Genomic DNA, 22,034 nt, shown 5'->3' on the forward strand with positions numbered 1-22,034 from the left:
GAAGGAATGTGAGTGGCGTTTTAACAACCCTGACCCGAAAGCTCAATTAAAACAGTTAAAACAATGGGTTCAAGAGTTCTTAAACTAGTTATCTAGGACAGCCCCTAATTTTAAATTAGTTATTGATGGCAAAGGACAAAAAAAAGCTTATAAATTTTGATCAGTCACTTTTCTTTATATCGCAATTTATTTCATCCTCAATATCCACCATTGATATAAAGAGGCTCTGTATTAGAAATGATAAATTATACCGGCTTTTCCTGCATGTTCAGCAATACCAGTGTTAAAACTGCCATTTTCGCGGTACATATGATTTGTAGGAAAACTTGCAGTTTTGGTAATCATCTTACTTTTAGCCATAAAAGAATAGGAGACTCGAAAACTCAGGTTATCAAAAGCAGGGAGGGAAGTTTCCACCCCTATCTCTATTAAGGGGCGTAGGGATCGTTTTGACAAAGGAGCGGAGATTTTGTCTGCTTTTTCAAATAAGTTATGATGAAAGTATATTGTTTTGATACCTATACCCCCATAAAGCATGGTTCGTGAACTACTAAAATATCCACAGCGGAATAGTAAGGTGGCCCCAACGCCTTTGCGACCAGAAAGATAAATAAAACTTATATCCTCAGCGGCTTTTTTTATTCCGCTCTTTGTAAAATCAAATTTGCCTTCTAGACCAAAATATAATTTTTTCCTAAAAATTTGTCCCCACCCGAAAAAAAGTTCTGCGCAGGGTAATGTTTGTATAGTCGTTGAGTTAAAAGTGTCAGCATTTGCATTTCCAGGATTTTGCTCTGCATTGATGTAGGTATTTTGTTGGATATGGCCAAGGCTTGCGCCAATATAATAGCCGTCAAATTTTGCCTGCACGGGCGCCACGAAGCCCAGATTGGTACTCAATGCAAAAACGGCGATCTTTTTAATTATTTTAAAATCGTATACTTGAATAATTTCCATTTCATATCCTTGATTAAATAAATTTTCTAAAAGTCAATTTTAGTTAAATAAGAGCTAAGAAAAATTTTTGATAAAACCTTGAACACAAAAGACCGTTAATTCTATAGATTTATAAAATTAAAATGTCAATTTATTGAGATGCCCAAATTAACAAATGCCCATAATTTGACTTATTGACTTAGGAAAATAAAAATAAGAGGAGAATGATAAATGTACGTTCAAGCAGAAAATTTTTGTTCTCCTGCTTTTTTCAAATATTTTGAAAGGTTCGGTGACTTCCTTAATTCTAAATTTTCTTAAAGAAAAGTGTTTGAGAAGAAAGGGGCAAACTTGAATATGACAGGGAGAAGGAGCTTATAGTTCTCAGTATTGATCGATTACCTAACTTGGACTTTTAGAAGCCGTTGGTATAATGCCCAGTTAACGCAAAGGTTGCAGTATGAGTCACAAAACGGTATACCTAGGCCATAGAATGTTTTATTTAGAGGATTTTGGGGTATATGGCGACAAAGTTTAAGATTGATGGTGATGCAATTCGTCAACTGGCAGAAATTCTTGTCGATACGAAATTAACTGAAATTGAATATGAAGATGAAGGGCGTCGCATTCGGGTTTCTCGAGGAGGGGGGATTCACTCATCAACAGTTATGACTCAAGAGACTATTTCAGGGGATTCTGCGTTTGTTCCTTCACCACAAAATACAGCACCATCACATCCCTTAACGTTAAGCAGTCACCCTGGGACGGTTAAATCGCCCATGGTAGGCACAGCTTACATGTGCTCTGAGCCGGGTGCCGCTCCGTTTGTAAAGGTTGGGGACGTTATTACAAGTGGTCAGACACTAATGATAATTGAAGCAATGAAAGTTATGAACCCTATTAAAGCTCCTCAAGCCGGCAAAGTTACTCAAATTTTTGCCAAAGATGGAACGCCGGTTGAATTTGGCGAACCTCTAATGATTATTGAATAAGTTGATGAAAATGTCGTCCCTTACTTCCATTCTAAAAGTTCCCTCATCAGCTGAGCCTAAGCTATTTGACAAAATATTGATTGCTAATCGAGGTGAAATCGCTCTTCGGATTCAACGGGCTTGTCGTGAAATGGGTATTAAGACTGTCGCTGTACATTCAACAGCGGATGCTACATCTATGCACGTTCGTCTTGCTGATGAAAGTGTTTGTATCGGGCCCCCTTCCGGGCGCGATAGCTATTTAAAGATGTCCGCTATTATTAGTGCAGCAGATATCACGGGCGCAACAGCTATTCATCCGGGCGTAGGGTTTTTATCTGAAAATGCTGCCTTTGCGGGTATGATTGAAGAACATGGTATGACCTTTATCGGGCCAACGCCCGAGCATATTACCCTGATGGGAGATAAGATTACGGCAAAGAAAACCATGATTGATCTTGGTATTCCGGTTGTTCCCGGATCTGATGGGGGCGTTGATACGGATGATCAGGCCATTGAGCTGGGTAATACCATCGGATATCCCCTACTTATTAAAGCTACAAGTGGGGGTGGTGGAAAAGGAATGAAAGTTGCCAATACGGCTGAAGAATTGCCTCAAGCCTTGCGCCTAGCCCGAGCTGAAGCGAAAGCAAATTTTGGCAATGATCAGGTTTATATGGAAAGATATTTGAAGCGTCCTCGCCATATCGAAGTTCAGATTTTGGCAGACGCATATGGCAATGTTGTGCATTTGGGTGAGCGGGATTGTTCAATCCAACGACGTCATCAAAAGATTTGGGAAGAAGCGCCTTCGCCAGGCCTTTCCCCTGAAAAGAGAATAGAGCTTGGTCAAATTGTCACCAAGGCCATTAAAAAGATGGGATATCGAGGGGTTGGAACTTTAGAATTTCTTTATGAAGATGGGGAATTTTTCTTTATGGAAATGAATACCCGTTTGCAAGTCGAACATCCCATCACAGAAATGGTGACGGGTATTGATTTGGTCAAAGAGCAAATCAAAGTTGCGGCCGGTTTTCCCCTCACGTTGCGCCAAGAAGATATTAAGTTTACAGGACACGCGATTGAATGCCGTATTAACGCAGAACATCATGAAACTTTCGTTCCGTCTCCGGGAGAAATTACAGGTTATCATGCGCCGGGAGGTTGGGGCGTGCGTGTGGATAGTCATCTCTACCAGGGTTATCATGTTCCGCCTCATTATGACAGTTTGGTTGCAAAACTCATTGTATATGGGGATACACGCCAAGAATGTCTTAAGCGGGTAGAGCGAGCATTACGAGAATATGTGATTGATGGTATTGAGACAATACTCCCTCTTCACCGAACTTTAGTTGACGACCCCGATATTCAACGGGGAGATTACGATATTCATTGGCTTGAAAAGAAACTTAAGATGTGACGTCATCAAGGGTTATTTAATGGTCTTTTCAGGATTTTGTATATTTTCATTATGTTAAAATTGGATGAAAGATTCGCATTATGGTTTCTATTGATCAACTGCTCGCCTCTTTAAATATCTTTTTGCCAACCCCTCCTTTAGCTGTTGCGAATTATGTTCCTTATGTAATTGAAGGAAATAGAGTCATTATTTCTGGACAACTTCCTGTGAACGATGGCCAAGTTACCTTTAAGGGGAAAATTGGCCACGAAGTGTCTTTAGAAGAGGGACAGATGGCTGCAAGACTTTGCGCCATTAATATTCTCACTCAATTGAAAGTGGCATGTGAGGGGGATTTGGGTCGGGTACAAAGATGTTTGCGACTCGGTGGGTTTGTAAATTGCATTCCTGACTTTGCCGACCATGCTAAGGTCATTAATGGGGCGTCAGATTTAATGGTTGAAGTTTTTGGTGAAAATGGTCGTCATGCGCGTGCAGCAATTGGGGTTAGCTCTTTGCCATTAGGCGCTGCTGTTGAAGTTGAGGCAACTTTTCTAATCAGTTGATAAATAAGTTAAATTTTCAATTTTCATTTGCTGGTAGGCCCCAAGAGCTCTAGCGCGTGCTGCTGCATGATCCACGATAGGGTATGGATAAGTTTTGCCAATTTGAATCCCTGCTTTTTCAAGAATGGGCATCGGTGCTTGCCAAGGTTTATGGATGTATAAATTTGGGAGGGCTTTAAGTTCTGGCACCCAAAGACGAATGTAAGCACCTTCGGGATCAAATTTTTCAGCCTGCAAAGTTGGATTAAAAATACGAAAATAAGGTGCAGCATCTACACCGCAACCTGCTGCCCACTGCCAATTCATTGCATTGCTCGCAAGATCAGCATCCACAAGTGTATCCCAAAACCATCGTTCACCATCTTGCCAGGGGATAAGGAGATGCTTGACTAAAAATGAGGCAACAATCATGCGAACACGATTATGCATCCACCCCGTGTGCCATAATTCTCTCATGCCGGCATCAACGATAGGATAACCAGTCAGCCCTTTCTGCCAAGCTTTTAAACCCTCAGGGTCATAACGCCAGGGGAAAGCTTTAAATTGAGGGCGCAAAGGGTCATCACTCATGTGAGGGAAATGATACGCTAAGTAATAAGCAAATTCCCGCCAACCAATTTCTGCAAGAAATGTGTGACTATCTTGCGAGCTAGCTGGGTTTTGGACTTGCTGTGCTCGAATCACGTGCCATATTTGATTGGGACTTATTTCTCCCCAATGAAGGTGAGGTGATAGGCGAGAAGTTCGTTCATTTGCTGGGAAGTTGCGTTGAAGTTGGTATCCTACAAGATTTTCCTCGACAAAGGTGCTTAAACGTTCATGTGCTCCCCTTTCTCCTGGTGTCCAAAACTCTTCAAATCCTGCTGCCCAATTGGGCGCAACTGGTAATAAATCCCACGCTTCTAACTTATCTGAAGTCTCTTGTATAGTTGGGATGTATTGCGGGCTTGGATGGGGACGTTCAGGTCTTAAGATTTTTAGACAATGATTCCAATAGGAAGAAAATATTTGATAAGGTTTCCCAGATTGATTAAGCATAGTTACGGGATCTGAAAGTAGATTGCCTTTAGAAACTTGGCATATTATTCCGTAGGTTTGGAAAAATTCTTGAAGTACACTTTCATCAGGGTCAATTGATGTTCCATAACGCCGATTCATGAAAATTTGGGTGGCACCGACCTTTTGAATAAGCTCAAGAAGAATCGTTTTTGCATTTCCCCGCCGAAGACATAAATTTGGCAGCTGCGATTGTAAAGTTAGTAAACTTTTATGTAACCACCATCGAGAGGCTCCCCCTAAAAGACGTTTTATGGTGTGATCCTGATCGTCAAAAATAAACAACGGGAGAATAGGTTGGCCCGTTTTCAAAGCAGCCTGTAAAGCAGGATTGTCTGATAATCTTAAATCCTTTCGAAACCATAGGATGACAGGAGGCTGAGACGCGGAAGATTTGCTAATTGCCAGGGTCATATAAATTTCTCCATTTGAAATAAATAACCTTAAATGAGATAGTTGTCGAGATGGCATAGATGCCTCTTTTTCACTTAAGCTTTTAAAGCCATTGGTGGTGCTAAAACAAACAAGAAGATACCTGACAGGATAAATTTTTCATGACCGTACCTCTACCCATTTTGTATACATTTCGTCGCTGCCCCTATGCAATGCGTGCTCGCTTGGCAATTTATACAGCTAAAATTTCCCATGAACATCGAGAGGTTGATTTAAAGAATAAACCCCCTGAGATACTGGCGATTTCCCCTAAGGGTACGGTTCCTGTCCTGCAGTTGATGGATGAAAGAATTTTGGAACAAAGTCTAGATATTATGAAATGGGCGTTAAAAAATCCTCTATTATCTGAACACGATATTCAATTGATTCATGAAAATGATACGGTGTTTGCTCAAGCTTTAAATCGTTACAAGTACCCTAACCGATATCCTGAAGAAGCCAGCACAAATCATCGGGAGCAGGGTGAGATTTTTTTGAAAAAGGTAGAAAACAGGCTCACTCCGTTTTTAACGGGAAGTACGCTTACCTTAGTTGATATGGCCATTTTTCCTCTCATTCGCCAATTTATTTTAGTTGATAGGGCATGGTTTGAGAAGCAGTCTTACCCTCGATTAAAAGTATGGTTAGATTGTTTTACAACAAGTACCTTATTTGAGGAAGTGATGCGGCCGTATTCCCCTTGGTCAGCAGGGGATAAACCTATTTTCATTTCTTTTTAATTTGTCTGATGCCTGCAAGAAGCATCTTTCAAACTTTGGGGATGAGAAGTCTATACCTAACGACCAAAGGTAAAGGCATAGGCTTGCAAACCAGGCTCTAGGGCTTGAATTTCTAGCTGACCTTCTGCGAAAGAGGGTAAAGACACTAATTCGTATAGGGTATCTTTTGTAATTGTGACTTCATCATTTTTAACATCTGCACCAGAATTTTTTCCGAGACCCTGACTATTCAAAGTGATTTTTGCCTTGAGAGGCTGACCAGTCTCGCTTCCAAGAACAAGAAAGACTTTTTTGGCATTGAAATGAAGTTTGAGTTTTGCCTGGGCTTCTTTACATACACTTCTTTGTTTTTCAACAATCCATTTTCCTTCTAAAGACCAGCTATTAAGAGTGATATCACTAACATTTGGGTAATCAAAAGGTTGATCGGGAATGATGACGGAAGGGGAGGCAAATCTTTCGGCGCGTTCAGACCCTAAATAAGTTTCTGGAGTTATGGGATCGGTACCAATTTCTTTGGCTTCTACCGGAGTTTCTCCTTTTGAGGTTAATCCTAATAGATAGCGGATGTTGGACTCGGTGACATCATAATTTCCTTCACCAAAATGGGTATAAACTATTTTTCCTTCTCGGTCGATTAAGTAGTGGGCAGGCCAATAGCGATTTTTAAAATTAAGCCATGTTTTAAAGGCATTATCCAACGCTACACTGTAGTGAATATTATGTTGTTTAACGGCATTTTGGACATTTTTCAAATCCATCTCGAAGGCAAATTCGGGGGTATGAATGCCAATAATAACTAAGCCATTATTTCGATAGGTTTCATCCCATTTTATTAAATGAGGCAGCGTTCTCACACAATTTATACAAGAGTAGGTCCAAAAATCAATCAAAACGACTTTTCCTTTGAGGGAGTCTAAACTTAAAGGGGGGGAATTAATCCAATTTTGAATTCCAGCAATATTAGGAGCAGTATAGGGAGCCGGCAATCCATTTATTAATCCCTCTGAGGGGGGATTAATATTTTCTTTTGGCGCTTCTGTCGGAGCAAAGGAAGCTCCTGCAGGCCAAGCAGAATAAACAACGCTTATTAAAATAATAATTCCAAGCATTTTTCGAATAACGCCTGTATATGATTTCAGGGAAGAAACCTGTTTCATAATTCTTCTGCCCATTAAAATGAGAAACAACATAGGTAAAGATGCTCCGAGACTGAAAGATAGCAGGGTAAAGACAGTCTCAATGGTTGTTTGTTGCGTAACAGTTTGAACGATAACAGCTGCCATAATGGGACCAGCACAAGGGATCCAAATACATCCAATACCCACACCTAAAAATAATCCTCCTAGAAATCCCGAGTTGATAGCTTGGGTTTGCGCCAATTTTTCACCTAAATTGGCAAAATGAGTGGTCCATTTTGTAAATTTCTCACTTAAGGAATCGGAAATAAGCACAAGACCAAAAAGAAAGAGGAGAACAAAGGAGATATATCGAATGACGTTCACATCAATGCCGAGAGCTGTAATTAACTGGCGGGATAGGAGTGTTAACGCTGAGAAAGAAATCACAAAGCCGACAATGATGCCGTAGGGCCGCCACCTTGCCCCTTCAATGCCGACAGATAAAACAATAGGTAAAATGGGAAGGATACAAGGAGAGAGAATGAGGCCCAAACCCTCTAAAAATGCAAGTCCATATGCGAAAAAATTCATTTTGACCTCAATTCAGAACAAGAACTTAAACTCATTAATTTAATGCTATGTTTAAAATATTTATTAATCAAGGAACTTTAAAATACATTAATAATTTTCTAATTAATCTTGCGAAGATTGTTAATAAGCTGTTTTTTAAAACTAAAATACATAATTACTTTAAATTGGAATTGACCGGTATGAATGCCCATTGGGAGAAAATACGTGTAAAGGAATGAAACACAAGCCCCTTAGTCTACGGGAGCTAAGTCTGTATTAAGCAATATAACATTTTGATATGACAGAAAATTTTTTATCTTCATAATCTTTTTACCTCTTGTCTGTTATAAAAAATAATGTTGTCATAATACGTGTGACTACAGCAAAATTGGATTTATATTTTATTAAAGGGGAATTATCTTGAAAACTTCCTATATTTACTCTGCTCTAGTCACAGCAATTAGTATATCTGTGGCGAATGCCGAAAATGAGCCACCAAAAAACGACCATGAAAGATGTTATGGAATCGCCAAAGCTGGTGAAAATGAATGTTGGGGAACAGACAGAAATGGTGAAAAACATGCCTGCTATTCGTGGTCTGTTGAAGACAACGATCCTTACGCTTGGATTTTGGTACCCAAAGGGACATGTTTCGGAAGGAAGGGAACGCTAAAACCGCCACCTGTTCCGACAAAAAAGTCTCCCGTTTGATATCGTTAAGACACGGATTATGAAAGAATAGGAATCATTATTTATGAGTTTTACAGGCTTATCTCCACGTCAAGCGTCTGCAGGTGTTGGTTTGCGTAGGCCCCATTATACAGATTTCTTAAATGAAAAGCAGCCGATAGCTTGGTTAGAGGTTCATGCAGAAAATTTCTTGAACTTTGATACACCAGCTTTCAAAATCCTGGAGCGATTGCGTCAGGATTATCCCGTCAGTTTCCATGCTGTTAATTTGTCTTTAGGATCAAGTGATGGCATTGATGAAGAACATGTGAAGCGTGTGAAAGCTCTTATCGAGCGTATCAATCCATTTTTTGTGTCAGACCATCTTTCGTGGGGGCGGATTGATGGATACTACCTCAATGATCTGTTGCCGATTCCTTATACGCACGAGGCTTTAACTCTATTCGCCTCAAACCTTTCCCGCATACAGGATTTATTAGAGCGCCCTTTATTAATTGAGAATCCTTCTTCATACTTACAATTTCAGGTGAGTGAAATGAGCGAAGCAGAATTTTTAGGAGCTTTGGTACATCGGGCTGGTGCGGGTGTTCTCTTAGATATCAATAACATTTATGTCTCTTGTTCTAATCACGGATGGGATGCTCAGCAATACTTAAAAGCCATTCCCGCCGGAAAAGTCAAAGAAATGCACCTCTCGGGCCATGTCCTGCAAGGCAAACTTCGTATTGATGATCATGGGTCACAAGTTTGTCCCGAAGTTTGGGATTTATATCAAAAAGCCATAAATATCTTTGGTCCTGTCCCGACTCTCATCGAATGGGATAGCAATGTTCCGAGCTTGACTACATTGTTAGATGAAGCCTCAAAAGCACAAACGATTCTTGATTCTGTGCGCGTTCCTTCTAATACGACTCGAAAGGAACGCCATGTCCGGTTTGGGTAAAATACAACGGGATTTTCGAGAGTTTATTCTGGGTCATGGGTATGAAGATTTTATGCAGCATATAAAATCCACAGATTTACCTAAGGAAGAGTCTCTGGATGTTTACCATCATAATATTTTTTCCGTTCATCATCGCAGCTTAGTTAATGATTACCCCTTAGTATTTTCAATTATAGACGACACAACAGCGCGTCGTATGGTTCGCGCGTACGTTGAAGTCAGTTTACCATGTACAGGTTCCTTAGAAGACTGGGGAGGCGGATTCATATCTTTTATCCAGCGATATGAATTGGCGTCGCAATGGCCCTACTTAACAGAAATGGCTCAATTTGAATGGGCTAAACATATCGCCTATTGCGCAAAAGAAAAACCATTGTTAAATCCTGAGGATATGAGAAAACTTGTGGATTCTAGCCAAAAAGAGATTAGTTTTCATTTCCAACCCTCTTGTCAGTTGATGGCTTTTCTTCATCCCTTAGAACAAATTATTCAGACTCACCAAAATGAACCCAAAAAGCCTTTATCCGATTTAAAGGGAACATCTTATGCCCTTATTTTAAAGCATCAGGGGCACATTAATGTGTATTGGGTTTCTGCTTCTTTATTTGTTTTCATAAACCGCTTAAAAGAAGGTCAAGATATTGAAGTTGCCTTTGCTGCAGCCCAAGTTTTAGAACCAGAATTTGATGCTCAAGAAGCATTCAGTTTTCTTTTACAACATCCCATTTTATGCCGAGAAGGAGACGAAACATGTGTTTGACTAAAAAATTAACCCGTCTGTTTGAACGACTTGAGTATTATGGCTGGCCTGTCCTTTTGCTGGGCATTCGATTCTGGATGGCATTTACATTTGGCAGAACGGCAATCGTAAAAGTTAAACACCTAGACGCAACATTAAGTTTATTTCGATTTGAATATCATATTCCTTTTATATCTCCGGATATTGCAGCCTATCTGACAATGTTCTTTGAACTTGCTTGCCCGGCGTTATTAATTCTTGGCCTGATGACCCGACTGGCAACAATTCCGCTGCTTGTGATCGTCGGGGTTATACATTTCACATACATAACCCACCACGATCATATGGATTGGATACTGATGTTGGGTGTCCTTCTATTAAAGGGTGCCGGTCCCCTCTCGCTTGATGCCTTGTGGTGTCGACGGTATGTCACAAGATAACGGCCCGTCTATAGCGCATTCATCTAGAGCCTGAAGAAGCGCTTGGTTATTATTCTTTGTAGAAACCGAAATGCGAATAGCACTGGGGATGGCCCAGCGGCAACTGGCAACATAAATGCCCCTGTTCAAAAGTCTTGCAAAAGTTTTATCAAAATCCTTTAAAATCACCATCACAAAATTGGACTGACTCGGATAGACCTTACTAACGCAAGATAAACCTTTTAAGCTTTGAACAAGTTTATCCCGCTCTTGCTTTATGATCTCCCAAGATTGTTTAAGAGGAGTGGAATGAGTTAAACCTTCGCGCACCGAATCTTGTGTGGGAATAGAAAAGCTGAAGGGAGCCTGAACATAGAGAAGGGTGTTGATAATGCGTTTGTCTGCCAAGATAATTCCACAGCGTGCACCCGCCATACCCCACGCTTTGGACAGGGTTCTTAAGATGACAAGATTATCATATTTATGAAGCATCTTAGCTGCAGACTCCTGATCAGAAAACTCAATGTAAGCTTCGTCAATGACCACAAGTCCATTAATGGTTTGGCATATGTTTTCAATTGTTTCGGTGCGGACTTGGGTACCCGTTGGATTGTTGGGATTGCATAAAATAAAGATTTTTGGATCAATATTTTTAATGTTTTTAACAGAAATGTCTTCAAAATTGTCGCCTGTTAACGGAATTTTCTTAATAGGTAAATCATATAAAGTTGCCCAATGTTCATAGGCAAAATAAGTGGGATCGGTTACACAAATTACGTCACTGGGGGGTTGCGCAAAACCTCTTAAGATTAAATCAATGCCATCTGCTGAACCCACGGTAAAGAGAAGATTTTCGGGCGTTAAACTTTCATTCCCAATAAAATCCAAGTAAAGTTGCTTGAGTTCCAAGGGATCAATCATTGGATAATTTGGCAAATATGGGGAAAGGGGATTGGTATTGTTTGACAGATCAATTTGAAAGGGAATTTGTGAAAAATGCTTTTTCAAAGGTCCTTGAAGACCCAATTTTTTTATACTATCGCGGGCTTGGGGGTGAATTGTTAACATTGGCTTCGCGGACATATTCTTTTCCTTTCAATATTATTTTTTTGTGACGCACTTGACGTATCAGGTCATAACATTACTTTTTGGTTCATCCAACTTTCAGATTCTTAAGTTTTAAATTCGCGATCGATGCAGCTTCGCAAATTTATGAAAGTTTTTCCATAAGTTTTTTACGTAATTTCCAATTTTTCAATATAATTGATTGCTTAGGCGCCTTTAAACATAAGATTTGTGACTTGTTTTGACGTTTCCCAGCTCACCATTCTTTGAAAATAAACTAAAAATAAATTATTCATATCTTACACTGTAAAAAGCATCGTTTTTTTAATATGTGATAATAGAAAGTCGTCGAGTTCTATGGAAACATTTTTGCCACCGAATCGATTATTGTCAACGCGGGCTATTGCTATGCCATCAGACACAAATCCAAGTGGCGATATTTTTGGTGGTTGGCTCGTTGCTCAAATGGACTTAGCTGGTGGGAGTGTTGCTGCTGTTAGGGCAAGAGGACGCGTTGCAACAGTTGCTATTGATTCTCTCGTATTCCACGAACCTGTTTTTGTGGGCGATGAAGTGAGTTGTTATGCAGAAGTCACGCGCATTGGTTTTTCATCCTTAACGCTTCGCATAGAGGCCTGGGTTCGTCGGGCGTTGCGAGACGAGGTTATAAAGGTTACTGAAGGAACCTTTACCTTTGTTGCTATAGACAATGATCATAAACCTCGGGAAGTCCCCAAAGATAAGTAATTCTTTCTCCTTTTACGCCTCCTTTTTTTACCGCCTAAGAAGCCGGCCTGAAAAGCCACCCCAGAAGCAATCCTTGTATTTTATTTAATGAATAATTAGGGCTGTGATTTTTAGAGTGTGAATTGCCGCATCCTTACGCTCCTTGCAATGATGGGAAGGTGATTCCTTGTTTATCATTGCTTTCGCCCTTGCTATACTCAACTTTATTGAAGCCACCATCCGTAAATGGAACGACGTATAGGAATTTGATGTCATACTTGAAAAAAAGAAAAAAGTTAAAACTTCAAGCACGTCTCCATTCTGGCTCTTGGGTTCGTTATATGTTTTTTTGGGCTTCGTCTCCGGGTTTTTGGCTCTTGTTGTGTTTACCTTTGATGGGGGGGTGTTCTTGGTTTTTTGAAGAAGCCAATAAAGAGGTTGCAGAAGATATGAAGCTTGATCTTCCCCGCATCCCTTATACAACTAAGATTAATCTCAAAAGCGGGGAAGAATTTGTTAAGGAAGCTGATGACCACTTAAAAGCCGTCTCATTGTTAATAAAACTGGAAAAGCATCCCTCAACAAGTCTTCACGGTTTTCATCAACGCATTCGAAATGATATTGAAAGACTTAAGGAAGCTTTAGCTGAAAAAGGATATTTTGACGGTCAGGTAGATTTTGTAATTAACGACAAAGTTTCTCCTCTTGAGGTAACTTTGACGTATACGCATGGTGAACGATATCGAATATCAAAGATTACGGTTCTTGCTACCGAAAACTCTCGAGAACCTTTGCCCATTTCTCAAAGTAAAGCCGCAAAATTTCATCAACTAAACATTAATGATGAAGTGGACTTAAATCGTATTCAAGATGCCACTCTGCGGCTAGCTAAATATTTACGGGATCATGGATATCCATTTGTTGAAATGGCAGAGCCGGAAGCCGAAATTGATCGAGAGGCCAAACGTTTGCATATTCTCTTCCGGGTGAATTCTGGTTGTCACAGTTTCTATGGAAAAACAAATATTGAAGGATTAAAAAATCTTAATCCCCAATTTGTCCGAAATCGATTTGGTTGGAAAGAAGGCGGGTCTTCTGATGAACGTGAATTGGATAATACAAATCGAAAATTAATGGGAACAGGACTGTTTTCTGGAGTTGAAATTAAACCCGACGAAGCAGCAGGTGAGACTAAGGTGGTGCCTTTGAAAGTTCGGGTAACAGAAGGCCCGCCACGCACCATTGGAGCAGGTCTTAAATATGCGACAACGGAAGGTTTTGGTGGACAGGCTTTTTGGTCGCATCGTAATATTTTTGGTTCGGGTGAAAATCTTGGGACGATGCTTCGCATTTCTCCCAAATTTAGCAGAGCCAAGATTGATCTTGATATTCCTGATATTTTTGCGCCGGAGCAGCATTTGCGTAGTGAAATCAGTGGAACTCGTGAGAAAAATCGGGCCTATACGAGTCGCTCTTTAGATGTGGGTATGCGTCTGGAACATCCTTTTTCTGAAACGATAAAAGGAATGGTCGGGATAACGGGAGAGGTTGGCAAATCAAAGCGCGCTAACGTTATCTTCTTGAATCGATGGGTAGGATTACCTCTTGAAGTGCAAATTGATGAATCAAATGATCTCATTGATCCTACAAAGGGAGGGCGCTTAAGCGTGGAAGTCACCCCTTATTTTGGCAAATCAGGATTAGATAAGAAAATTTTAATTTCCACGGCAAAAGGAAGTTATTACTTAAGACTCATGAAAGATAGTCGAGCTGTGATTGCGGGTTGGGCTCATGGGGGAACCATTGGGGTATCCTCAATCGACAATTTGGCACCCAACAAACGCTTTTATGCAGGGGGTGTTGGTTCTGTGCGTGGGTATGGATATAAACTTTTGGGCCCCCTTGATGGGAGTCGTATTCCTGTGGGAGGGCGATCCATTCTAGAATATGGCCTTGAAGGACGTTTTAAAGTGACTGATACAATTGGGTTCGTCGTATTTGCTGAGGCAGGTACTGTCTCTGGTCAAGCGACACCCGATCTTTCGAGTCAAGCACGCCTATGGGGAGTGGGTGCAGGAATTCGCTATTACACAGGTATTGGCCCCATTCGCTTTGATGTGGCAGTGCCCATGAAACGGCGTCGGGACGGATCACCCAAACCAATAGATTCTGCCTATCAATTTTACATAAGCATAGGGCAGGCATTTTAAATGAAATTATGGAGATGGATTATCAGAATTGTACTTGTGACATTAGGCATTTGCTTATTTGTGTTGCAATCACAGCACGCTAAAAAAACGCTTCTGGAATTCATTGTGAATCAACCATTTAAAAACTCATCCTTCAAACTTGAAGTGGAAGGAGTTCGAGGTCTTTTTCCTTTTCAATTTGAGGTGACGACACTTGAATTGAAAAATAAGGAAGAGCATGTGGCTTCATTGTCAAATATCTCGGCAGTTTGGTCTGTGCCTGATTTGTTAAGTCAGAAAATAAAAGTGAACCTCGTCGTGGCTCATAAATTGGTAGGTGATATAGTTTATAAAATTGATAAGCATGCTTTTTTTGCGAGCCTTCAGGGAGAAGGATTGCCTCTTTGGCATAAGAGTCTTTTAACATCTGTTATTGTCGATCTTCCAGAGTTAAAACTGATAAAAGGAAATGCGAGCGCAGTTCTTGAAGATGGGCAAGATTCTTTGTCTTTAACCATGAAAATTGAAGAACCAGATTTGGATAGTCTTAAATTTAAAGATATTACTTTGACAGGAAAAGAAATTGCGGGCCACGGAGAAAGTATTATTTATCCTAAAGAAGATAAATGGGAAGGAACAGGCATTATTTCCGTTGCCAATCTCAGGGCTTATGATCATTGGGTTGAAATGGGATTGCAGGGTTCTGCCCATTTAACTTTTAAGAAAAGTTTTCAAGGTCAAGGAAATGTGGAGGCACTTCTCGCGCAATTTCATTATGGGGACTTTGAGTCAAAATCCTTGGAATTTAAGGCCCATTTTGATGAGAAAGATCGATGGAAATTAACTCTTCAGGGTCGTGAACTTTTATTGAACAATATTCCGTTTTCAAATTTATTGGCGCGGGGATCTTTAGAACAGGGACAAGGGGATTTTGATGTCGTCGCCAAGGGCCCCCAAAATATTTCTTTTCACACTCAAGGGGTTATTGATCTTTCAACCGATGAAGTTTCTCAAACGGAAATTACACTAAAACGGGCCGAATTAACGCATCCCTTACATCAATTTTTCTTAAAACAACCCACAACAATTATATGGGGTGAAAATGACATTCGCACCCCCAAAGTCTCGATATCAACAGGCAGTGGAACCCTTGTGATTGATGACTTAACTATTAATGAGGAGACTCTATCTGGAAATATGCGTATTGATCGACTCCCTTTGACAATTCTGCGTGTTATTAACCCAGATTGGATTGCTACCGGATCCTTAACAGGTATGGGAATTTTAAAGGGCACTCTTGAAAAGCCTGATGCTGAACTTATCTTGGAAGGGAAATCTTTGGAATGGGGGGAGCCTTTACAAGTGCTGAAGGGGGAGAAAAATCAGTTGGGGAGAATCGATGTCTCCACTGCTTTTAAGCTTTCTCAAGGATTTTTATCCTGGAATGTTAAATTGGGGAAAGGGAGTGCGTTTGCCCTCGTTTCTGAAGGAAAACTTTCTGTCGACCAATGGTATCCAACAGCGACAAGTTCATTTGAAGGGCTTCTTAAGGGGCAAGCGGACATGCGAATTCTTTCCTTGTTTATGGGGAACGGAGACTTAATTCAAGGACGCGCCTCATTAGATTTAATAGCCAGAGGCACTGTGGAAAAACCTGCGATAGATGGACGTATATCTGTAGTTAATGGTCTCTATGAAAATGCCAGTTTTGGAACTTTGATTCGGAACATTAGTATAGAAGGTAAAGCTACGCGAGATGTGATTACGATATCAAGTATAAGAGGTCAAGATAATGCAGTAGGAAATGTGAGCGGTCGATGTACAATAAAATTGACGTCCATTCTGAATCCAGAAATTGATCTGCACTTGAAGTTGGCAAAGCTCATTATCCTTCAAAATGATGAGCTCTCAGGCAAGGCCAGTGGGGATTTAAAAATTCAAGGTTTCTTGTCAACACCAGAATTTTCAAATCTGAAGATTACCGGGGATATAATCATTCAGCCTTTAGAGATACGTCTTGAAGATTACTCTGAAAAAATCATGACAATAAAGTTATTAGAGAAAAGAAAAAATGGAACCTATCAAGCGGCTCGAGATAGTCACCACCAAACGCAGCATCATCATAATTCTTCTTTCCTACCCTTAAATATTAACCTGACATCTCCAGGAGAAATTTTCGTGCGGGGTTATGGGCTGGATTCTCAATGGAAAGGTAAAATGCGAGTAGTGGGTAGCATAAAGGATCCTTATATCGTGGGTGAAATTAATCTTGTGCGGGGACGGTTTGATTTGTTGGGTAAACCTCTGAAGTTAGAAGAAGGAAAAATTATTTATTCCCACGATCCCAAAAATGATCCGTTATTATCTGTGGTGGGAACTAGAGAGGTCAATGAAATAACAGCAAAAATGCGCGTCGAGGGACAGGCCTCAAATCCAAAGATTACCTTTTCTTCGACGCCGGCGTTATCTCAAGAGGAAGTACTTGCAAGGTTGTTATTTGGTGGTGGTCTTGACAGTATATCTGGAACTCAAGGGTTGCTTTTGGCCAATGCACTCAGTTCATTTAAAGGGAAAAATAATTTGAATTTTACCAATAAAATTCGTTCGGCATTTGGCCTGGATGTTCTAGAATTTAAGGAAAGAAAACCCATTGAGGGGGAAGATTTTAAATCCGCTAGCCAGTTGGTGAGTGTAGGCAAACAACTCTCTGATAAAGTGTATTTGTCTTTAGATCAATCGGTAAGCGGAGATGGGGAAACAACTGCAACCGTTCAATTTGATGTAACGCCTACTTTTAAAATTGAAGCTGATGTGGGGGGAAACAAAAATACAGGTGTTGGATTTGCTTGGGTGAAAAAGTACTAATCTCTTTTGGGTTTTTGATTTAATAATCCTGTAAGTATATGCTCAACTCTCTATGCGCGTGTGCATTTTCTTTAACTCAGTTTCAAGTGATGAGGCGGGTTCAAACGCTAAATCCATGGGAAGGATAAGAATATTATTGCGACAGTTATGAGGAATGCGCATTGCATCTTTTTCTGTTGTGATGAGAAAAACTTTTTCCACGCGGGCTCTCATCCGTAATTTTCGTAAATCGTCTTCAGTGTAGGGATAATGATCAGGAAAGGATTTAAAAATTTTCACTTCATACCCAGCTTGTTCGAGAGTTTGGCGAAATTTTTCTGGATATCCAATGCCAGCAAACCCCATCACAGCACATGGTTTTGGGGAAATGGGAATGATTCTGGCTTGAATGACTGGACAGGAAATTGAGCGTAACGCGGGGGGCACTGGGTCATTATCTTGGGAGATAAAAACAATTGTGGTGGCTTCTTTTAACCCGGATTGAATGGATTGTCGTAAAGGCCCTGCTGGAAAAACTCGTCCATTTCCAAATCCGTTTGAGCCGTTAACAACAACAAAGCATAAATCTTTTTTTAGAGTGTAATTTTGATGCGCATCGTCCAAAAGCAAGACATCGGCGCCAGATTTTATGGCTAACTTGACAGCGGCTTTACGATTCTTAGAAATCCACGTTGGAGCATATTTTGCTAAAAGGAGTGGCTCATCCCCCACTTGAGAGTATTGATGCTCAAGATTGACTTGTAAGGGCCCTTTCAGGACTCCTCCATACCCACGGCTAATGATGTGGGGTGTGTATCCCATACTTATCAAAGTTTTTGCAATTGCAATTGTTACAGGGGTTTTACCTGCACCACCAAGAATAATATTTCCAATAGAAATTACAGGAACAGATGCTTGATAGGGCTTTGAGATTCGATTATGAATAACCGTGCCAATACGATAGAACCAACTGAAAGGTTCAAGAATATAGGACAGGACACTGCCAGGTTTATTCCAAAATTTCGGGGGTGATAGAAACATAAGAATCTTTCCCAAGGGTATATGATGATGAAAGGTATAAGAGCATGAGCAGAGTTGTCAATGGATTGTCAACACGCCTCATTTGAGAGTATGCTCGAGGGGATTAGAAAAAAAATTTTTGAAACGAAGAGGCAAAGAAAGCTGTGATCGCATTTCGGGCGGTTTTTTACCTAATCGGCATATTACTTAGTATTAGCTCTGTTGCGATGCTAATTCCCTTAAGCGTGGAATTGTTGATTTACCACACAAGTGGATGGAGAGGATTTGCAATTTCTTCTTTCCTAACAGGGCTAGTGGGCACTTTGTTGGTATTATCTAATCGGTCCGAAGGTAAAACCGAACTTCGGGTAAGAGAAGCATTTTTGTTAACCACGGTTAGTTGGATTGCCACGTCTTTATTTGCGGGGCTGCCTTTCTTTTGGTCCTCTTTGTCGATTAATTTTTTGGATAGTTGGTTTGAATCTGTTTCGGCGCTGACAACAACTGGATCCACAGTTTTGGCCCATTTGAATAAAGTTCCCAGAGGTATATTGTTGTGGCGTGCTCTTTTGCAGTGGCTTGGGGGGACGGGTATTATCGTCATGGCCATGACCATTTTACCAATCTTGCGCATTGGGGGAATGCAGTTATTTCGTAACGAATTTTCGGATCGTTCTGAAAAGATTTTACCTCGACTTTCTCAAATTGCCTCTGCCATTTTATCCATTTATTTTGTATTTACCTTTACATGCGCTATTTTTCTTCATTTGGCAGGCATGGAATGGTTTGATGCGATTTGTCATGCTATGTGTACGGTATCTACGGGCGGACTCAGCACCCAAGATCTTTCCATAGGTGCCTATCGTAGCCTATCTATTGAGCTCATTTTGATGGCATTCATGATTATGGGAGGAATGACGTTTATTCTGTTTGTCAAATTATGGCATCGCAACTTTAAAGCGGTTTGGAAAGATAGCCAATTACGGGTGTATTTAAGTATCATTGGAATTGGATCTCTTTTGGGAGCGTTGTGGCTTAATCTTCATCAGGAGATCAATTTTTGGAGGAGTCTTCGCTATTCTGCATTTGCGGTTATTTCAGTCATCACCTCCACAGGATACGCAACAGAAGACTACACGTTGTGGGGATCTTTTCCACTTGTCTTGTTTTTTCTATTAAGTTTGGTCGGGGGATGTACAGGTTCCACCTCTGGAGGAATTAAGATCTTTCGATTTCAAGTTTTAATTGCCGTCGCTTTGAGCCATATGCGACAATTGCGGCGTCCCCATGGGATATATGTTCCTTTATACCAGTCTCAAAAAATTTCTGAAAATATTGCGATGTCTGTGTTTACGTTTATAACACTGTATGCTTTTTGCTTAATTCTTCTTACCGGCGGATTATCAATTTGCGGACTGGATTTTGTGACCAGTTTAACGGGCGCTGCAGCTGCACTGGGCAACTTAGGGCCAGGGTTGACGCCGATGATTGCACCCTTAGCCTCTTTTGCTGATTTAGATATTGGATCTAAATGCATCTTAATGTTTGGAATGATTTTAGGCCGCCTTGAGTTATTAGCGATTTTAATTCTTTTCATGCCATCATTTTGGAAAGATTAAGAGAACCTGTAAGTTTCTTAATCTTTTGCGAGTTCTGGATGATTGATATATTGATCAAAAGCTTCAGGGTTGGCGAGGGCCTCCTGATTTTTAATCGGTTCTGCATGAATTAAATCGCGAACCGCACGTTCAGCAATTTTGCCATTTTTTGTGCGCGGTATATCCGTAACAGCAATGATTTTGGAGGGTACATGACGCGGCGTAGTGTTTTGTCGAATCTGAGTTTTGATTTTTTGAATAAGGGTCTCTGTCAGCGTTAGGCCCTCATTCAGCTGAACGAATAAGATGATGCGTTCATCATTTTGCCAAGATTGTCCCACAGCAACACAGCCATGAATTTCAGGTATTTGGTCGACCTGACGATAGATTTCTGCTGTACCTATTCTCACTCCTCCAGGGTTTAAGACGGTATCCGAACGGCCATAAATGATCATGCCTCCTTGAGGAGTTAATTCCACAAAATCTCCGTGGTGCCAGACATTGGGAAAACGATCAAAATAAGCGGTATGGTATTTATGTCTTAAAGAATCATTCCAAAATCCTAAAGGTTGAGAGGGAAAAGGTTTCGTGCAGACGAGTTCTCCTTTTTTACTGATCTGCGATTGGCCTTCTTCATTGTAGACTTCTACGCTCAAGCCCAGTCCGCGTGTTTGAGCTTCCCCACGCCAAACATCACCGATAGGATTTCCTAAAACAAAGCAAGAAATGATGTCTGTGCCGCCTGAAATCGAAGCTAAACATACATCTTTTTTTATGGAATCATAAACGTAATCATAGTTGGCGGGCGATAAGGGTGATCCTGTTGAGGTGATCATGCGTAAAAGAGGAAGAGGGTGGGTTTTGATTAAATTAACGCCCAGCTTACTTAAAGAATCAATATACTTTGCAGATGTACCAAATAAAGTAATCCCCTCTTTTTCTGCAATATCGAATAAGACCGTAGGTTGGGGATAAAGGGGGGAACCGTCATACAAGACGAGACTTGCGCCGCTTCCTAATGCCGAAACAAGCCAATTCCACATCATCCACCCGCAGGTCGTATAGTAAAAAACCTGGTCATTGGGTTTTATATCGCAGTGGAGTTGATGCTCTTTTAGGTGCTGCAGCAAGGTGCCCCCTGCACTGTGAACGATGCATTTCGGGATTCCTGTTGTGCCTGAGGAAAAAAGAATTACAAGAGGATGAGCAAAGGGTAAAGGTATAAAGTCAAGAGTTGAGACTTTTGTGCTTGTGAGGAGCTCATCCCAAAGGTCAAAGGGGCTATCGATATCCTGGGCTCTGATAGCTTCGGACGTGGATATATAGGGGATTATAATGACTTTTTCTAAAGAGGGAATGTGGCTGCGAATGGTGGGTAGCCTGTCAAGGTAGGCAAAAGTTTTTCCGCCATAGAAATAACCATCGGCGATCAGCAGAACTTTGGGCGTTATTTGCGAAAGGCGATCGATAGCACCTTGTGTGCCAAAATCAGGTGAACAAGAGGACCAGATAGCGCCTAAACTGGCCGCAGCAAGCATTGCAATAATGGTTTGCGGTAAATTGGGTAAGTATCCGGCAATACGATCTCCCGGTTGAATGCCCCACTGTTTAAATATATTAGCAATCTTTGCTGTTTGCTGATAAATTTCTTGAAAGGTAAGTTTTTGAACAATTTTGTCTTCCCCGTAAAACGTAATGCCGATACTTTGATCTCTTCGTCTCAATAGATTCTCAGCAAAATTAAGATGAGCGTCGGGGAAAAATTTTGCATTTTCAATGTCGTGATTGTTTTCAAGAACGCGTTCACCTTGATCCTTTGCAATGACGCCACAAAAGGACCAAACCGCCCGCCAAAAGGAGTCTGGATGTTGCACGGAAAACGTGTAAAGGGAAGGAAAATCCGTCACAGTCGAATTGTAACTTGTGTGAACTGTCGCAATAAAACGAGTGAGATTGGCTTGTTCAATGGCCTCTGGAGAGGGGCGCCAGAGAATATCGGAAGTCATGAAA

19 protein-coding genes are annotated in these 22,034 nt (G+C 40.8%); 13 read left to right on the forward strand and 6 right to left on the reverse strand.

Features of this window, described 5'->3' with window-relative positions; translation table 11 throughout:
- Positions 1–88 (forward strand): IS1595 family transposase (locus FJX03_06130; protein MBM3633262.1); only part of this gene is annotated, 88 nt, incomplete at its 5' end.
- Between the two features lie 143 nt (positions 89–231).
- Here the strand turns inward: FJX03_06130 and FJX03_06135 are convergent.
- Positions 232–957 carry a hypothetical protein gene (locus FJX03_06135; protein MBM3633263.1) on the reverse strand — a complete coding sequence of 242 codons (726 nt, stop codon included), beginning with the start codon at positions 955–957 and terminating at the stop codon, positions 232–234.
- Positions 958–1,457: 500 nt separating this feature from the next.
- Here FJX03_06135 and accB point away from each other — a divergent pair, with 500 nt between their 5' ends.
- From accB to FJX03_06150, 3 genes are all read left to right on the forward strand, one after another.
- Entirely contained in the window at positions 1,458–1,928 is a 471-nt protein-coding gene (accB, locus tag FJX03_06140; GenBank protein MBM3633264.1) for an acetyl-CoA carboxylase biotin carboxyl carrier protein, read from the forward strand.
- A 10-nt stretch (positions 1,929–1,938) separates the two neighbouring features.
- Positions 1,939–3,327: an acetyl-CoA carboxylase biotin carboxylase subunit gene (gene accC / locus FJX03_06145; protein MBM3633265.1), complete on the forward strand. Its 1,389-nt coding sequence runs from the start codon at positions 1,939–1,941 to the stop codon at positions 3,325–3,327.
- An 80-nt stretch (positions 3,328–3,407) separates the two neighbouring features.
- A complete protein-coding gene (locus tag FJX03_06150; GenBank protein MBM3633266.1) occupies positions 3,408–3,872 on the forward strand; it encodes a RidA family protein in 465 nt (154 codons plus the stop codon).
- On the opposite strand, the gene FJX03_06155 is transcribed toward FJX03_06150, so the two are convergent.
- The gene (locus tag FJX03_06155; GenBank protein MBM3633267.1) at positions 3,861–5,342 is read right to left on the reverse strand and encodes a deoxyribodipyrimidine photo-lyase; all 1,482 of its coding nucleotides are present in this window, start codon (positions 5,340–5,342) and stop codon (positions 3,861–3,863) included. The genes FJX03_06150 and FJX03_06155 overlap by 12 nt on opposite strands.
- Before the next feature lie 140 nt (positions 5,343–5,482).
- On the opposite strand from FJX03_06155, the gene FJX03_06160 reads away from it, so the two are divergent.
- Positions 5,483–6,100 (forward strand): glutathione S-transferase, encoded by a 618-nt coding sequence (locus FJX03_06160; protein ID MBM3633268.1) that lies wholly within the window; start codon positions 5,483–5,485, stop codon positions 6,098–6,100.
- Between the two features lie 56 nt (positions 6,101–6,156).
- Here FJX03_06160 and FJX03_06165 read toward each other — a convergent pair whose 3' ends face one another.
- On the reverse strand, positions 6,157–7,812 hold the full coding sequence (locus FJX03_06165) for a cytochrome c biogenesis protein DipZ (GenBank protein MBM3633269.1): 1,656 nt from the start codon (positions 7,810–7,812) through the stop codon (positions 6,157–6,159).
- 393 nt (positions 7,813–8,205) lie between these two features.
- On the opposite strand from FJX03_06165, the gene FJX03_06170 reads away from it, so the two are divergent.
- From FJX03_06170 to FJX03_06185, 4 genes are read left to right on the forward strand one after another with little or no spacing between them, the layout of a single operon-like run.
- Positions 8,206–8,502 carry a DUF2282 domain-containing protein gene (locus tag FJX03_06170; protein MBM3633270.1) on the forward strand — a complete coding sequence of 99 codons (297 nt, stop codon included), beginning with the start codon at positions 8,206–8,208 and terminating at the stop codon, positions 8,500–8,502.
- Positions 8,503–8,545: 43 nt separating this feature from the next.
- Positions 8,546–9,424 (forward strand): DUF692 domain-containing protein, encoded by an 879-nt coding sequence (locus FJX03_06175; GenBank protein MBM3633271.1) that lies wholly within the window; start codon positions 8,546–8,548, stop codon positions 9,422–9,424.
- Positions 9,336–10,184, forward strand: coding sequence for a DUF2063 domain-containing protein (locus FJX03_06180; protein MBM3633272.1), 849 nt, complete (start codon positions 9,336–9,338; stop codon positions 10,182–10,184). The genes FJX03_06175 and FJX03_06180 overlap by 89 nt, the downstream gene beginning before the upstream one ends.
- Positions 10,154–10,603 (forward strand): DoxX family protein, encoded by a 450-nt coding sequence (locus tag FJX03_06185; protein ID MBM3633273.1) that lies wholly within the window; start codon positions 10,154–10,156, stop codon positions 10,601–10,603. The genes FJX03_06180 and FJX03_06185 overlap by 31 nt, the downstream gene beginning before the upstream one ends.
- Here the strand turns inward: FJX03_06185 and FJX03_06190 are convergent.
- The gene (locus FJX03_06190) at positions 10,541–11,665 is read right to left on the reverse strand and encodes an aminotransferase class I/II-fold pyridoxal phosphate-dependent enzyme (GenBank protein MBM3633274.1); all 1,125 of its coding nucleotides are present in this window, start codon (positions 11,663–11,665) and stop codon (positions 10,541–10,543) included. The genes FJX03_06185 and FJX03_06190 overlap by 63 nt on opposite strands.
- Before the next feature lie 339 nt (positions 11,666–12,004).
- On the opposite strand from FJX03_06190, the gene FJX03_06195 reads away from it, so the two are divergent.
- From FJX03_06195 to FJX03_06205, 3 genes are all read left to right on the forward strand, one after another.
- A complete protein-coding gene (locus FJX03_06195) occupies positions 12,005–12,394 on the forward strand; it encodes an acyl-CoA thioesterase (protein ID MBM3633275.1) in 390 nt (129 codons plus the stop codon).
- A gap of 248 nt (positions 12,395–12,642) precedes the next feature.
- The gene (locus FJX03_06200) at positions 12,643–14,583 is read left to right on the forward strand and encodes a hypothetical protein (protein MBM3633276.1); all 1,941 of its coding nucleotides are present in this window, start codon (positions 12,643–12,645) and stop codon (positions 14,581–14,583) included.
- On the forward strand, positions 14,584–17,427 hold the full coding sequence (locus FJX03_06205) for a translocation/assembly module TamB (GenBank protein ID MBM3633277.1): 2,844 nt from the start codon (positions 14,584–14,586) through the stop codon (positions 17,425–17,427).
- 42 nt (positions 17,428–17,469) lie between these two features.
- On the opposite strand, the gene lpxK is transcribed toward FJX03_06205, so the two are convergent.
- Positions 17,470–18,447 carry a tetraacyldisaccharide 4'-kinase gene (lpxK, locus tag FJX03_06210; GenBank protein MBM3633278.1) on the reverse strand — a complete coding sequence of 326 codons (978 nt, stop codon included), beginning with the start codon at positions 18,445–18,447 and terminating at the stop codon, positions 17,470–17,472.
- Between the two features lie 143 nt (positions 18,448–18,590).
- Here lpxK and FJX03_06215 point away from each other — a divergent pair, with 143 nt between their 5' ends.
- The gene (locus FJX03_06215; GenBank protein MBM3633279.1) at positions 18,591–20,045 is read left to right on the forward strand and encodes a TrkH family potassium uptake protein; all 1,455 of its coding nucleotides are present in this window, start codon (positions 18,591–18,593) and stop codon (positions 20,043–20,045) included.
- 17 nt (positions 20,046–20,062) lie between these two features.
- Here FJX03_06215 and FJX03_06220 read toward each other — a convergent pair whose 3' ends face one another.
- Positions 20,063–22,030: an acetoacetate--CoA ligase gene (locus FJX03_06220; GenBank protein MBM3633280.1), complete on the reverse strand. Its 1,968-nt coding sequence runs from the start codon at positions 22,028–22,030 to the stop codon at positions 20,063–20,065.
- Positions 22,031–22,034: the final 4 nt, after the last annotated feature.

The sequence above is a fragment of the Alphaproteobacteria bacterium genome, from assembly GCA_016870095.1.
Classification (GTDB): domain Bacteria; phylum Pseudomonadota; class Alphaproteobacteria; order Paracaedibacterales; family VGCI01; genus VGCI01.